At 38.4% G+C, this 15,409-nt stretch carries 12 protein-coding genes; 4 read left to right on the forward strand and 8 right to left on the reverse strand.

Annotated features, from left to right (window positions below):
* Positions 1-250: 250 nt before the first annotated feature.
* The gene (locus HMPREF1528_RS08900) at positions 251-2,374 is read left to right on the forward strand and encodes a Tex family protein (RefSeq protein WP_016479490.1); all 2,124 of its coding nucleotides are present in this window, start codon (positions 251-253) and stop codon (positions 2,372-2,374) included.
* A 152-nt stretch (positions 2,375-2,526) separates the two neighbouring features.
* Here HMPREF1528_RS08900 and gltX read toward each other — a convergent pair whose 3' ends face one another.
* The 4 genes from gltX to gyrA form a co-directional block, all read right to left on the reverse strand.
* Positions 2,527-4,029 carry a glutamate--tRNA ligase gene (gltX, locus tag HMPREF1528_RS08905; RefSeq protein ID WP_016479491.1) on the reverse strand — a complete coding sequence of 501 codons (1,503 nt, stop codon included), beginning with the start codon at positions 4,027-4,029 and terminating at the stop codon, positions 2,527-2,529.
* 6 nt (positions 4,030-4,035) lie between these two features.
* Positions 4,036-4,698: a hypothetical protein gene (locus tag HMPREF1528_RS08910; protein WP_009411092.1), complete on the reverse strand. Its 663-nt coding sequence runs from the start codon at positions 4,696-4,698 to the stop codon at positions 4,036-4,038.
* 50 nt (positions 4,699-4,748) lie between these two features.
* The gene (locus HMPREF1528_RS08915; protein ID WP_016479492.1) at positions 4,749-5,108 is read right to left on the reverse strand and encodes a YraN family protein; all 360 of its coding nucleotides are present in this window, start codon (positions 5,106-5,108) and stop codon (positions 4,749-4,751) included.
* Positions 5,109-5,514: 406 nt separating this feature from the next.
* Positions 5,515-8,040 (reverse strand): DNA gyrase subunit A, encoded by a 2,526-nt coding sequence (gene gyrA / locus HMPREF1528_RS08920; RefSeq protein WP_016479493.1) that lies wholly within the window; start codon positions 8,038-8,040, stop codon positions 5,515-5,517.
* Positions 8,041-8,395: 355 nt separating this feature from the next.
* On the opposite strand from gyrA, the gene HMPREF1528_RS08925 reads away from it, so the two are divergent.
* From HMPREF1528_RS08925 to nagB, 3 genes are all read left to right on the forward strand, one after another.
* Complete coding sequence (locus HMPREF1528_RS08925; RefSeq protein WP_016479494.1) at positions 8,396-9,340, forward strand: glycosyltransferase family 2 protein; 945 nt, start codon at positions 8,396-8,398, stop codon at positions 9,338-9,340.
* Positions 9,341-9,373: 33 nt separating this feature from the next.
* Entirely contained in the window at positions 9,374-10,852 is a 1,479-nt protein-coding gene (gene cysS, locus HMPREF1528_RS08930) for a cysteine--tRNA ligase (RefSeq protein ID WP_016479495.1), read from the forward strand.
* A gap of 250 nt (positions 10,853-11,102) precedes the next feature.
* Entirely contained in the window at positions 11,103-13,046 is a 1,944-nt protein-coding gene (gene nagB / locus HMPREF1528_RS08935) for a glucosamine-6-phosphate deaminase (RefSeq protein WP_016479496.1), read from the forward strand.
* Between the two features lie 160 nt (positions 13,047-13,206).
* Here the strand turns inward: nagB and HMPREF1528_RS08940 are convergent, their stop codons facing one another.
* The 4 genes from HMPREF1528_RS08940 to HMPREF1528_RS12970 form a co-directional block, all read right to left on the reverse strand.
* The gene (locus tag HMPREF1528_RS08940; RefSeq protein WP_016479497.1) at positions 13,207-13,605 is read right to left on the reverse strand and encodes an immunity 53 family protein; all 399 of its coding nucleotides are present in this window, start codon (positions 13,603-13,605) and stop codon (positions 13,207-13,209) included.
* Between the two features lie 155 nt (positions 13,606-13,760).
* The gene (locus HMPREF1528_RS08945; RefSeq protein WP_016479499.1) at positions 13,761-14,195 is read right to left on the reverse strand and encodes a hypothetical protein; all 435 of its coding nucleotides are present in this window, start codon (positions 14,193-14,195) and stop codon (positions 13,761-13,763) included.
* Positions 14,196-14,295: 100 nt separating this feature from the next.
* Positions 14,296-14,538 carry a hypothetical protein gene (locus HMPREF1528_RS08950; RefSeq protein ID WP_002672242.1) on the reverse strand — a complete coding sequence of 81 codons (243 nt, stop codon included), beginning with the start codon at positions 14,536-14,538 and terminating at the stop codon, positions 14,296-14,298.
* Positions 14,539-14,620: 82 nt separating this feature from the next.
* Positions 14,621-15,343, reverse strand: a complete 723-nt coding sequence (locus tag HMPREF1528_RS12970) for an RHS repeat-associated core domain-containing protein (protein WP_232211470.1) — start codon at positions 15,341-15,343, stop codon at positions 14,621-14,623.
* Between the last annotated feature and the right edge of the window lie 66 nt (positions 15,344-15,409).

Below are 15,409 nucleotides of genomic sequence, written 5' to 3' on the forward strand. Positions count from 1 at the left end.
TTTGTTCGTCATTTGTTCGTCATTTGTTCGTCATTTGTTCGTCATTTGTTCGTCATTTGTTCGTCATTTGTTCGTCTTTTGTTCGTTAATTGTTTATATGCCTGTCGTGCTACGACCTCGCACTGTCATTGATTTAGTATTATTGGCATTATTGACATTGTGGTATTAAAAGACATTTGCTAATCTGCTAATTCTTCAATATCTTTGCACCTTCAATTTAAAAACACTGTTAAATCGATAACACATTAGTATGACAAACATTCAATATATAAAAGCCCAAACACAACTACCTGAAAAAGCTATTGAAAACACACTTTCACTATTAACCGAAGGCTGTACTATTCCTTTCATTGCACGCTATCGAAAAGATAGCACTCAGAATTTAGATGAAGTAGCCATTGAGCATATAGCCAAATCCCAAGCTGATTACGACAATATCTGTAAGCGCAAAGAAACAATTCTCTCTTCTATTGAAGAACAAGGAAAGCTTACAGACGAATTGCGCAAACGTATTGAGAACTCTTTTGAGCTCAATGAATTAGAAGACCTATACCTGCCTTACAAAAAACGGCGTAAAACAAAAGCCGATGTAGCCAAAGAAAACGGCTTAGAGCCTCTTGCAAAACAGATAATGAGTCAGCGTGTAACCGACTTGGAACTATTAGCAGGGCGTTATCTTTCCGATAAAGTACCTACTGAAGAAGAAGCTTTACAAGGGGCTTCGGATATTATAGCTGAATGGATTAACGAGAATACGTTTATACGTCGCACTCTTCGCCGAATATTCCAGCGCAAAGCAATCATCAGTAGCGAAGTAGCCAAAGGTAAAAACGAAGAGGAAGAAGCTCAGAAATACGCTCAGTATTTCGATTGGGAAGAAGCCCTTAACAAAGCGCCCTCTCACCGTGTATTAGCAATGTTGCGTGCTGAAAAAGAAGGATTTGTAAAACTAAAAGTACAAGTAGATAGTGAAGAAACCTTACCTTTTATGGAAGAGAACATCATAAAGAGTAGGGGAGAAGTAGCCGATTTCTTGAAGAAGACGGTAAAAGACAGCTACAAACGCTTATTAGAGCCTTCTATTTCCAACGAAACACTACAAGAGGCAAAAGATAAAGCCGATGCGAAAGCTATCAGTGTGTTTGCCGAGAACCTCTCACAGTTGTTATTAGCGTCTCCTTTGGGTGAAAAGCGCATTTTGGCTATTGATCCAGGATATCGTACAGGTTGTAAGGTAGTGTGTTTAGATGAAAAGGGCGACCTTTTGCATCACGATGTTATCTACCCTCACGCTCCCCAAAATGATATGACTATGGCTACCAAAAAGCTCAGCACAATGGTCTCTCAATACAATATCCAAGCTATTAGTATAGGCAATGGTACTGCTTCTCGTGAAACAGAGTCGTTTGTAAGAAGTATTGCTTTCCCTAAAAAGGTAGAAGTATTTGTGGTGAGTGAAGCAGGAGCATCGGTTTATTCAGCTTCTAAAATAGCTCGCGATGAGTTCCCCGATTATGATGTAACCGTACGTGGGGCAGTATCCATAGGCAGGCGTCTTGCCGACCCATTGGCTGAATTAGTGAAGATAGACCCTAAGAGCATAGGAGTAGGTCAATACCAACACGATGTAAACCAGTCGTTATTGAAAGAGGAGCTCGATGCAACCGTAGTGCGTTGCGTGAACAAAGTAGGGGTAAACCTCAACACAGCAAGCAAATCACTACTCAGTTATGTATCAGGAATAGGAGAGAAGATGGCTGAAAACATAGTAGCTTACCGCTCGGCTAATGGTGCTTTTAGTAAGCGAGAAGACTTAAAAAAGGTACCTCGTTTGGGTGATAAAGTATACCAGCAGGCAGTAGCTTTCTTACGTGTACATAATAGTGAGAACCCGCTCGACAATTCAGCAGTACACCCTGAAGCCTATCCTATCATCAAACAAATGGCAAAGGACACGGGTATCTCAGTTGCACAACTTATAGGTAACAAGCAAGCTATTGCCACTATTGATATTCAAAAGTACAAAACAGATAAGGTGGGTGAACTTTATTTGAAGGACGTATTAAAGGAATTAGAAAAACCAGGGCTCGACCCTCGTACTACTGCTAAAGCCTTTGCCTTCGACCCTAATGTAAAAACCTTTGATGATGTACGTATAGGAATGATATTACCTGGTATAGTAAACAATATTACTGCCTTTGGTTGCTTTGTGGATATCGGTGTTAAAGAAAGTGGATTAGTACACATCTCTCAACTGAAAGATAGTTATGTCTCTGATGTAAATGAAGTAGTTAAACTCCACCAACAAGTGCAAGTAAAAGTTATAGAGAAAGACGAAGTGCGCAAACGTATTTCATTAAGTATGGTGTGGTAATGATTAACAATGGGAACACTCACAATTTGCAGTAGATACAAACGCTATAAAGTACCTCATCAAACACGGTTCGTATTATCAGAATAAAATAAGCCTGTATGAAAAACTTTTCATACAGGCTTATTTCAAATTGCTATTCTGCTCTATATATGTTACTTTTCAGCTGAAAGAAGTGTGTCTAAACGGCGTAGTGTTTCCTCTTTGCCAATCACTTCTATAATATCGAATACGTGAGGTCCTTTGAGTTCACCTACTAAGGCTAAACGCAACGGAGGCATCACTTGTCCGAAGCCTAAGCTTTTAGTTTCCATATATTGTTTTACTGCTTCTTCTAAGGCTACTGAGGTGAAGTTAGATGTGTTTTTAAGTACCTCATTTACTTCTTTTACGATTTCAGGAGTTTGCTCTTTCCATTGTTTTTTGAGTACCTTTTCGTCGTACTGAGCAGGAGCTTCAAAAAAGAATTTGCTAAGTTCCCAAAAATCACTCACAAAGGTAGCACGCTCTTTGATAAGACCAACTACTTTCTCTATCGTAGCCATCGGAACTGTAATGCCTCTTTGGGTAAGGTCTTTTTGGAAAAGGATAGCTAATTCTGCATTAGGCTTCATTTGTAGGTATTGGTGGTTGAACCACTTTATCTTTTCAGGGTCAAAGCGAGCACCTGCCTTATGTACTTTTTCCAAATCGAAGAGTTGCACGAGTTGCTCGATAGTGAAGATTTCTTCATCGGTACCAGGATTCCACCCCAAGAGTGCTAAAAAATTGATAAGTGCTTCGGGGAAATACCCTTCTCCACTAAAACCTTTGAGGGTTTCGCCATTCTCTGTCCAATCCATTGGGAAGACAGGGAAGCCTAATTTGATACCGTCACGCTTGCTGAGCTTACCATTACCCACCGGTTTGAGGATAAGAGGTAAGTGTGCAAAAGCAGGGGCTTGCCAACCAAAAGCACGATAGAGCAAAAGGTGCAATGCCATAGAAGGCAGCCACTCTTCACCGCGTATCACGTGAGTGATTTCCATTAAGTGATCGTCTACGATATTTGCCAAGTGGTAAGTGGGCATTCCGTCGCTTTTAAAGAGCACTTTATCGTCTAAGGTACTTGTATCAATAGTTACTTCACCACGAATCATATCGTTCATTTTTAGCTGTTCGTTATGTGGCATTTTAAAGCGAATCACATACTCATCGCCACGCTCTAAGCGTTGTTGTACTTCTTCTTTGCTAAGTGAAAGTGAGTTTTGCAATGCATCACGTGTAGCCCAATTGTATATAAAGGTCTCTCCTTTGGCTTCTGCTTCCTTGCGAGCTGTATCTAATGCCTCAGCAGTATCAAAAGCGTAGTATGCCCAACCGTTATTGATAAGGGTATCGGCATATTGTTTGTATAACGGTTTACGTTCACTTTGGCGATAAGGGGCGTGTTTGCCTTCTTTGCCTACTCCCTCGTCGTAAGTAAGACCTAACCAATTGAGGGAATTTATGATGTACTGTTCTGCGCCTTCAACATAGCGATTTTGGTCGGTATCTTCTATGCGAAGTAAAAAATCACCGCCGTGCTTTTTGGCGAACAAATAATTAAATAGGGCGGTACGTACGCCTCCGATATGCAATGCTCCCGTAGGACTGGGAGCAAATCTAACTCTAACCATTTATTTTTATAATAATTTTAAATCTTTAATTACTTTGAAAGCTATATCGATGTGGTTTTCGGGGATTACGATAGTAAATTCGTTGGCGGTAGAAATCACCTCGTTCATATTCACTCCCTCCCAAGCCAAACGTTGAAATATAAAATAATAAATGCCCGATACTGAGACGTTTTCTTCGGGAAGTTTTACACTGATAGCTCCTAAATCGGTGAATTTGTGCAAAATGCGTTCCTTCTTAAAGATATTCTCAACAATAGACTCCATTGAGTTACTGACAATAATATTTGCTTCATTTACCCCACGAGTAGTAGCGTAGAAGATATCTCTATTATTTTTGATTTTATTGAGTAGCTGAGCCTGAGCATTCATAAAGGTTTCAGAGGTTAAGAAAGTATAGTCGGTTAAATTTGAACGAACAATAATATCGCCTATATTCTTCAATACTTTTACAATACGATGAGTAGAGCGAAACTCCATATCTACTGAAAGGCGTTTGAGAGCCATAACAATAGCTCCATTGCGCACTTCACGCTGAGTAGTTTCAGCTTGTATATCCTTACGTATGATACGAGCTAAAGAAGTAAGGTTAATAATCCCTTCTGAAAGAGCGGTTTGTAAGAAAGGTTTTGATTTGATATAGTGCTCGACGGCTGATGCTATTGTTTTCATTTGCATTGGATATTATAAATTTATTTAAAAGTGATTGGGGGCATAAATCATTAAAAAGGATAAAAAGCGTCTTCTATGTAGTTTAAGCTAAATTCTGCATTGTTTTTTACGATGGATATAATATCGAATTGTATTTCTACATCTAAGTCTTTTTTCTTTATATAAAAATCGGTAGCTTTCACTAATAGTTCTATCTTTTGCTGATTTACAAAGCTCTCGGGTTCACCATAAGCACTTGAGCTACGTGTTTTTACTTCTGTGATATGCAAAATATTTCCTTTTTGCGAAATGATATCAATCTCGGCGTGTTCAAACCTAAAATTGCGTTCTAAAATAGTATGACCTTTTTCTATTAGGAAGTTTACGGCATCTTGTTCTCCTTCATTTCCTAAATCGTTGTGCATTGCCATAATAAGCGTTGGTTTTATAATTTAACGCCAAAAGTACAAAATATTAATATATGTAACAAAAAAATATTAGTTTTTTTTCATTTCTATAAGTTGAGAGGGACTAAGCTATTTGATATCACAATACTAATTATAGGTAAAAGGTAAAAGGTAAAAGGTAAAACAATGCGAGGTCGTAGCACAACAGGTAGATGAACAAACAAAAGACGGTGCGAGCCGCACGGGCAGATAAAGAAATGACGAACAAAAGACGAACAAAAGACGGTGCGAGCCGCACGAGCAGATAAAGAAAAGACGAACAGTGGTTAAAGGAATAGCGGAGGTAAGGTGGGTAGATTAGGGTAGAAAAAAAGCCCGTAATATGCAGTATTACGGGCTTTTTTAATTTAATTAATTATGAACACAAATTTTATTCCTGAGTATTTAAAGGTTCATTATCATTAGTAGGAACTTCTTCAGTGCTCTCATCGTCATCTTCTTTCATTACCTTAGTAACGGCGGCAATAGAGTCTTTACCTTTGATATTGATGAGTTTTACGCCTTGAGTAGCACGTCCTAAAATACGAAGGGTATCGATTGATAAACGAATAGCAATACCTGATTTATTGATAATCATCAAATCTTCACCTTCTAAAACGCTTTTAATGGCTACTAACTGACCTGTTTTCTCGGTAATAGAAATGGTTTTTACCCCTTTACCACCGCGGTTAGTAATACGATATACGGCTTCGTGTGTTTCGGGGTCATCAATATAGGAACGTTTACCATAACCGTTTTCTGATACTACCAATACAGTCTCTTCGCGTGGGTTTTCAATAGCAATCATACCTACTACCTCATCATTTTCAGTATCTAAGTCGATACCACGAACCCCTTGCGAATTACGCCCTACGGCACGCACTTTGTCTTCGGCAAAACGAATCGCACGACCTGATTTCACGGCTAACATCAACTGGCTACTGCCTGAGGTAAGTTTTGCTTCGATAAGTTCGTCACCTTCTTTAATAGTGATGGCATTGATACCATTCTGGCGTGGACGAGAGTATTCTTTGAGAAGCGTTTTCTTAACAATACCCTTTTTAGTAGCCATAATAAGGTAATTGTTGCTGATGTAGTCTTCATCTTTGAGGTTTTGTACACTCACGAAAGCCTTAATCTTATCATCGGATTCGATATTGATAAGGTTTTGTATAGCACGACCTTTGGCAGTTTTGCTACCTTCTGGTATTTCGTATACACGCATCCAGAAACACTTACCTTTTTGAGTAAAGAATAATAAATATTGGTGATTAGAACTTACAAAGAGGTGTTCTAAGAAATCTTGGTCGCGTGTGGTAGAGGCTTTTTGTCCTACACCGCCACGGCTTTGGGTCTTATATTCACTAAGCTGAGTCCGTTTGATATAGCCTGCGTGTGAAATGGTAATTACCATTTTATCATCAGGAATCATATCTTCTACACTGAATTCGCCCCCTGCGTATTCAATGGTAGAACGACGCTCATCGCCATACTTCTCTTTTATTTCTAGTAGTTCTTCCTTAATAATTTCGGTACGACGTTCTTTGCGAGCTAAGATATCTTCTAAATTGCGTATTTCAGCTAGCTTTTCTTCGTATTCTTCTTTTGTTTGTTGGATAAGAACCTTATTGATACGACGTAGTGCTAACGCCAAGATAGCTTCGGCTTGTACATCGGTAAGGTCGAATTCGGCAATTAAATCTTCTTTAGGTTTATCGTGGAAACGGATAATCTCAATAGCTTTACCCATAGTGTCCTCGGTTGCCATCACCTTCATATACCCTTCTAAAATATGAATACGCTCTTTGGCTTTGCGAAGTTCATAGTCGGTACGCCTATACACTACGTCATAACGGTGTTCTACGAAGTGAAAGATAAGGTCTTTAAGGTTTAACAACTGAGGGCGCCCTTTTACTAAGGCGATGTTATTAACACTAAATGAGGTTTGTAGCTCGGTATGCTTAAAGAGATTGTTGAGCACTACATTAGGCACTGCATCGCGTTTGAGAATATAAACGATATGTATTTTACCACGAGCTGATTCATCGCGTACATCGGTGATACCCTCTAACCTACCTTCTTTTACGAGGTCAGATGTTTTTTTCAAAAGCACAGATGTATCGACTTGATAAGGGACTTCGGTTACTACAATACAATCTTTACCTTTTATTTCTTGAAACTCAGCTTTGGCACGAATGATTACTCGTCCGCGTCCTGTTTTGAAGGCTTCTTTTACGCCTTCATAGCCATAGATAATACCTCCCGTAGGAAAATCAGGAGCTTTGATGTATTTAATGAGTTCATCGATTTCAATATCGTTATTGTCGATATAAGCAATAGTTCCATCGATAACTTCATTAAGGTTATGAGGAGCCATATTGGTAGCCATACCTACTGCGATACCTGCTGAACCGTTCACCAATAGGTTAGGGATGCGTGTAGGGAGTACGATAGGCTCTTCACGAGAGTCGTCATAAGTAAGTTGGTGGTCAACTGTCTCCTTGTCGATATCTGAGAGCATTTCTTCGGAGAATTTACGCATACGGGCTTCGGTATAACGCATTGCGGCAGGGGGGTCACCACCCATTGAACCGAAGTTACCTTGTCCGTCTACAAGCATATAGCGTAAACTCCAATATTGTGCCATACGCACCATAGTATCGTAAACAGCTGTATCGCCGTGAGGGTGGTATTTACCGAGAACCTCACCCACAATAGCAGCCGACTTTTTATAAGGGCGATTGCTGAGCACTCCCATATCGTACATACCGTAAAGTACACGGCGGTGTACAGGTTTTAAACCATCACGAACATCGGGCAATGCACGTGAAACGATTACCGACATCGAATAATCGATATAGGCAGATTTCATTTCATCGCTGATGTCTACAGGAATCAGTTTTTCTCCTTCTGTCATAATATATTAATAGGTATCTGTTATATAAATTAGCGTGCTAAGATACAACCTTTTTTTATATTGGCAATAAAAAAATGTTTGTTTTTTCATCATTAAACTGTAAGTGTTTGATAGTAAGTGTAAAAATAACTTATAAAAAATTAATAGGAAAGAAGAAAAATAGTGCTATAGATTAAGTAAAAGAGCCTCTGATAGGTGAAAATGCGGTGTTATTATCTATGAAATAGTATTTTAAAGTGATTAACTTTATATCATTCATATAAACAAGTTATATGGTGATAAAAATGAATTTATTTGCTACATTTATTGGTATTCATTATTAATTTATTACTTTTGCACTTCAAATTGTTATAAGATGCAAATATCAATCGTTATACCGCTTCTCAACGAACAAGAATCGCTACCTGAACTTTATCAGTGGCTACACAAAGTACTCACTGAACACCGTTATTCTTATGAAATTATCTTTGTAGACGATGGTAGTATTGATAATTCTTGGCAGGTAATCAAAGAGTTATCGGGTAAAGATACTAATGTACAGGGTATTCGTTTTTTACGCAATTATGGCAAATCACAAGCACTGCACGCAGGATTCAGACAAGCACAAGGTGAAGTGGTGATTACTATGGACGCCGACCTGCAAGACAGTCCAGATGAGATTCCTGCTCTTTATAATATGATTACCCAAGAGGGGTATGACCTTGTATCGGGTTGGAAGAAAAAACGTTATGATTCGGTATTGGCAAAAAATCTGCCTTCTAAACTCTTCAACTGGGCAGCGCGCAAAACCTCTGGTCTCACCCTCCACGATTTCAACTGCGGACTTAAAGCCTACAAACAAGAGGTTGTAAAGAATGTTGAAGTATCAGGTGAGATGCATCGCTATATTCCTGTATTGGCAAAGAACGCTGGTTTCAACCGCATTACCGAGAAAGTTGTACAACACCAAGCCCGCAAATACGGTGTGACTAAATTCGGTATGAATAGGTTTATCAATGGTTTTTTAGACCTTATCACCATTAGTTTTCTATCCCATTTCGGTAAACGCCCGATGCACTTCTTTGGAGCATTGGGAGTACTGATGTTTTTTATAGGTTTTTTGTTTTCGGCTTACCTTGGTATTGATAAATTATTTATCAATCCACACGGTCGCCTTATTGCTGATAGACCTCAGTTTTACCTTGCCCTTACCACTATGATTATCGGCACACAACTATTTATTGCAGGCTTTCTGGGAGAAATTATTTTAAAGACTAAAAGTAACGAAGAGAGATATAAAATTAGGGAATTAACAAATTAGTAAATTAGCAAATTAGTAGATAATATAACAGTAATGGAACATCAATTAAAAATATTTAATTCCTTAACAGGAGAAAAAGAAGTGTTTGTACCCTTACACGAAAACAATGTAGGAATGTACGTATGTGGCCCTACTGTATACAGCAATGTGCATTTAGGCAATGTGCGCACCTTTATGTCGTTTGATTTTGTGTATCGTGCGCTTAAATTCTTAGGTTACAAAGTGCGCTATGTACGCAATATTACCGATGCAGGTCACCTTACAGATGATGGTGATGTGAACAACGACCGCTTTGTAAAACAATCACGTCTCGAAAAACTCGAACCTATGGAAATTGTACAGAAATACACTGTAGATTTCCACAAAGTATTAGAGATATTTAATTTACTGCCTCCTACTATTGAGCCTACCGCTACAGGGCATATATTGGAGCAAATACAGCTTACCGAAAAACTCTTAAAAGACGGATTCGCTTATGAAAGCAATGGTTCTGTATACTTCGATGTACTTGAATACAACAAACGCGGGCTCAATTATGGGGAGCTCTCTCGACGCAATATAGAAGAGCTCTTTGCCAATACTCGTGATTTAGATGGGCAAGGTGAAAAACGCAATCCTCAGGACTTTGCGCTCTGGAAGAAAGCTTCTCCTGCCCACATTATGCGTTGGGCATCACCTTGGGGCGACGGCTTCCCAGGTTGGCACTTAGAATGTACGGTGATGAGTACCAAATACCTCGGTAACCAATTTGACATTCACGGAGGCGGTATGGACTTAAAGTTTCCACACCACGAATGCGAAATTGCACAAGGTAAAGCAGGTCATGGCGAAAGTCCAGTACGCTACTGGATGCACGCCAATATGCTCACAATGAACGGGCAACGTATGAGTAAATCTACTGGTAACTATATATTGCCTATGCAACTCATCAGCGGAGAGAATACTTTTTTTGAGAAACCTTTTGCTCCTGCTGTTATTCGCTTTTGCTTTATGCAAGCACACTACCGTAGTGTACTTGACATTTCTAACGAAGCTATGCTCGCTGCCGAAAAAGGCTTTAATAGACTTATGGAAGCGATGAAGATATTGAATGAACTTACTACTGATACAGAGCTCCCAACTTCGCTCCCTATAGCCGAATGGAAACAAAAATGCTACGATGCATTGTTAGACGATTTCAATTCACCTATACTCATAGCCCATCTTTTTGAAGCTGTAAAGTGGATATTCCAAGTAAAAAACGGCGAAGAAAAGATTTCAGTAACAGAACTCAAGGAATTGAAAGAACTGATGAATGCTTTTGTTTTTGATGTATTGGGGTTACAAAGTGAGCAACAAACGGCTAATAACAACGACAAGCTCGACGGCGTGCTCCAGTTGCTTATCAATATGCGAATGGAAGCTCGTGCCAATAAAGACTGGGTGCTTTCTGATAAAATTCGTGATGAACTCCTTGCATTGGGTATTCAGCTCAAAGACGGTAAGGAAGGAACGAGTTATAGTGTAAATTAAAACAACTGTTGCGGTTCAAACAAAGAGCTTAGTAGTACTTAATTCAGAGAATGTAGAGATTCGTCTTTATGGTGATTATTAGGTGTTTAATAATTTGATTTATGAACCAAATTATCTATGCTTTTAAGTTCTTAGAATGCTGTATAAAAAGGTACTATAAAGAAATGTTAAATTTATTTGTGTAATTTGTAAAAAAGAAATACTTTTGCAGGGTCAAAACTGAAATTATAATAATTATTCATTAACAAAAATGAGAACACATATCAGAAAAGAAGTTTCATCAATCGCTCATCAGCCTGCTGGCTCCGTTGAGGAAACCCGTTTCGAGAAAATCCACAACATCGTTTTCTCGAACTCCGTAACCGCTTCAATTAGTGTGGCACACGAAATCGCCGACCTTATCAAAAAGAAACAAGCCGAAGGCAAAAAATGCATATTAGGCTTAGCCACTGGCTCCTCTCCAGTAAAAGTTTACGACGAACTCGTGCGTATGCACAAAGAAGAAGGTCTTAGCTTCAAAAACGTAATTACCTTCAACTTAGACGAGTATTATCCAATGGAAAAACAGGATATACAAAGTTATTGGTACTTTATGCACGAGCACCTCTTCAACCATATTGATATTCCTAAGGAAAATATCAATATCCCTGACGGAACAGTACCTCACGACGAATTAGAAGCTTATTGTGCTAATTACGACAAAAAAATCGAAGAATGTGGCGGACTTGATTTCCAACTACTCGGTATCGGTCGTACCGGTCACATCGGCTTCAACGAACCTGGTTCTAACCGCAATTCTGGTACCCGCATCATCACTCTAGACCACATCACTCGTTCCGATGCTGCCGAAACCTTCCACGGTATCGATAATGTGCCTCGCCAAGCCATTACAATGGGTATCCGCACAGTGTTAAAAGCACACCGCATCGTATTGCTCGCTTGGGGTAGCAGTAAAGCCTCTATCGTAGCCAAAGCTGTAGAAGGCGATATCACTGCCGAAGTACCTTCAAGCTACCTCCAACTTCACGAAAACGCTACTTTTGTATTAGACGAAGAAGCTTCTGCCGATCTTACTCGTATCAAAACCCCTTGGCTCGTTACCGATGTTCAATGGGATGAAGACCTCAAAGCTAAAGCTATTGTTTGGCTTTGCGAACACTTGGGTAAAACAATCCTCAAACTTACAGATTCTGATTACAACGAGTACGGTATGTCCAAACTCTTGGCAGAATCAGGTCCTGCTTACGATTTGAACATTGCTATGTTCAACCGCTTGCAACACACCATTACTGGATGGCCAGGAGGTAAACCTAATGCCGATGATACAAACCGCCCCGAACGTGAACATCCTCATAAAAAACGCGTGATCATCTTCAGTCCTCACCCCGATGACGACGTGATTTCTATGGGAGGTACTTTCGACCGCTTAGTTTCTCAAGGTCACGAAGTACATATTGCTTACCAAACTTCCGGTAACTTTGCCGTATCTGACCACGAAGCGCTTAAATTCGCCGAAGTATTCAAAGATATAGCCAAAGAAAATAAAACTGAAGTAGCTGTAATCAACGAGATTATTAGCAACATCACCAACAAAAAATCCAACGAAATTGATAGTCTTCTCGTACGCCAACTCAAAGGTAACATCCGTCGCCACGAATCATTGGCAGCTACACGCTACGAAGGTGTGCCTGATAAACACGTACACTTCCTCAACTTACCTTTCTACGAAACAGGTGGTGTGAAAAAGAACCCTATAGGCGAAGCCGATATCAAAATCATTATGGATTTGATTGAAGAAGTAAAACCTCACCAAATCTATGCTGCTGGTGACCTCGCCGATCCTCACGGAACTCACAAAGTATGTCTCGATGCTATCTTTGCTGCTTTGAAAAACTTAAAACACAAAGATTATATGAAAGACTGCTGGGTATGGTTGTACCGCGGTGCTTGGCACGAATGGGATATCCACGAAATAGAAATGGCTGTACCTATGAGCCCCGCACAAGTACTCAAAAAACGTCAAGCCATCTTCTTCCACCAATCTCAAAAAGACGGTGCTATGTTTCAAGGAGATGACTTGCGCGAATTCTGGCAACGCGCAGAAGCTCGTAACAGCGAAACCGCTCGTCGCTACCGCAATTTAGGCTTCGCTGACTATGCCGCTATCGAGGCTTTCAAACGTTACTTCTTCTAAGAATTTGATAGGTTTTTATAGAAGTAACTTTTCTAAAAAGTTTTAAAAGATTGTTATCAATCTAAAAAATAATGAGGCTATCTGACAGATAGCCTCATTTTATTCGGTGTTTTATCACAAATCTTGATATAATGGACAAAATTGAAATTGGAAAATCCCATCAACTTTTATTTTCCAATGATTTTGATACAGAATCTATTATTTCTTTTATTCTTTGAGATGAAAGTATTCCTTTTCCTTTTTTCTCCATTTCTTCTAATTCTTCGATAATTGCTTTAAAAGAGTGAAGTATTTGATTCAGCTTGTTAATATCCCCAAAAATTTCAATGTATACATAAGTTTTAGCAATTATTCTTATTTCAAAATCTATCCAATCCTCATCATTATCTCTGCCCAAAGGCTCGCTTGCTTTTAAAAAATCGCCATAATTACTTATATCAGCCCTTAAAATCCAGCCAGGATTATCTAACATACCAATAGAAATACCCTGCTCGTGTTCCCAGTCGCCGTCAATTTGAGTTTTTGTCCAGTCTTGTAACCAATCTACTATACTGTGCATATCTTATTCTTTACAACTATTTCTATTTTTAAATCGTTCATTATTTGGAAATTCATCATCATTAGGTTCTCGAACATCTCCATTTTTAAAATTTACGTGAGGAGTAGAAATTATCCGTTACACAACTTGCTTAATAATATTTCTTCTTTTATACATCACCTCATTATTTCAATAATTTGAAGCTGCTTGAAATCTATAGTTACTTTTTGACCGTTTGCAAAAACAAATTCATATGTATATATTTCTTTTGATTTAAATAAAAATTGATGAATAATCAGATCATTATTTTTAAATGTTTTGTCATCTGTTTTAAAGCTGATATTTATAATATTCTTAAACATAAATTTATAACACCTGTCTCGGTAAGGAGATAAAAAACTTATAAGCAGTTTATCTTTATTCTTTGATATATTAAATTTAAATTCGGTCAAAACAGCATCGTGAAGAGTTTCTTGTGTGTTAAATAAATATCTTTTAGAATCCAATACAAAATGTTTTATCGATTCTGGTATTTCTTTTTCTTTTTTATGAAGAAATTCAAAATAATCGTCAAAATACCATATATTCTTTTTCTTTTTTATCTTTGCCATAATCATTTATTACATAGTTTTTTCACCTTTTTCATAACTGCTGCAGGTAATTCCGGTGAAGAAGTATGACCTCTAATTCACTATCTCTAATACATTACTTTTATCTGATTAACCATTTTATACCCTTGGTTAATTCTATTATTTGAATTGCAACGTTTTTTTTCTCTGCCATAGTAAGATTTATATTTTTATTGATGTTTACTATATCCTCAACATATATTACCATATCGTAATCTTTTGATGCAAGCATTTCCGTATTGACTTTAAATATATTTCCACTTTCGTCAGTATAGAGAAGCCCTGCACGCCCAGTAAACTGTATTGTTCTTTTATTTTTATTCACTTTTTATCATCCTTATGATTTGCACTTGACTCTATGATACTTGATTGGAACTCCATTTTCTTTTAAAATTTTCATTTCCAAGCTATTCCAAATACTTTTTTTTCTTCTGATATTTAGAACTATCTATAAAAACATCTACGTGTGTTATTTTACCTAATTTATAATCCTTTACCGCATTATAAGCAAAATCACTTGATGCTTGTTTCCAAACGGGTTTTCCTTTTGTTTCCCAATTTGCATTTGTCCACTCTCCAGATGAGAATTTTTCATTAGTCAAATCTTCCAATAAATATCCCCTGGGAGTCATTTCTAATGTAGTTCGTCCATGATTATTTTTGGCAAACTGTTCAGCCGCAATTTTAGCATTACTACCACCAGACCAAAATACATTTAAGCCAAAAACGTCCACCCAACTATTACTATCGTGAACGTAGGCATATAGCGTCGGGTTATTTCCCGCCAACCCTATCGGGTCTTGGCTGATGTAACAGCCTGTCTCTGAATTATACCATCTGTACCTGTTGTAGTAAAGTCCTTCTAATTCACTATCTTCTATCTGCCCAACTTGCCTGAACGGTATGAAAGTCCGTTCGCCTTTTACATTTTTCAGCCTGCCGTAAATGTCATAATCGGCACTCCAAACAAGTTCGCCATTGTCATCTATCGAACGTATAGGTCTACCTATATGGTCGGTTATTATGCTGTACGATTTACCGTTTGCAAGCTTCGCCGTCGGGGTAAATCCTTCAAATATCCACATCGTTATTTCATCTCCTCGTTTTCCCTCCCTTTTTATTTCGTGCAAAGGTACGTTTTTATCCCAAATGTACAAAAATTCCCGGCTGCCGTAGCTCTTACAGATACGTCTGCC

Source organism: Capnocytophaga sp. oral taxon 336 str. F0502 (assembly GCF_000411575.1).
Classification (GTDB): domain Bacteria; phylum Bacteroidota; class Bacteroidia; order Flavobacteriales; family Flavobacteriaceae; genus Capnocytophaga; species Capnocytophaga ochracea.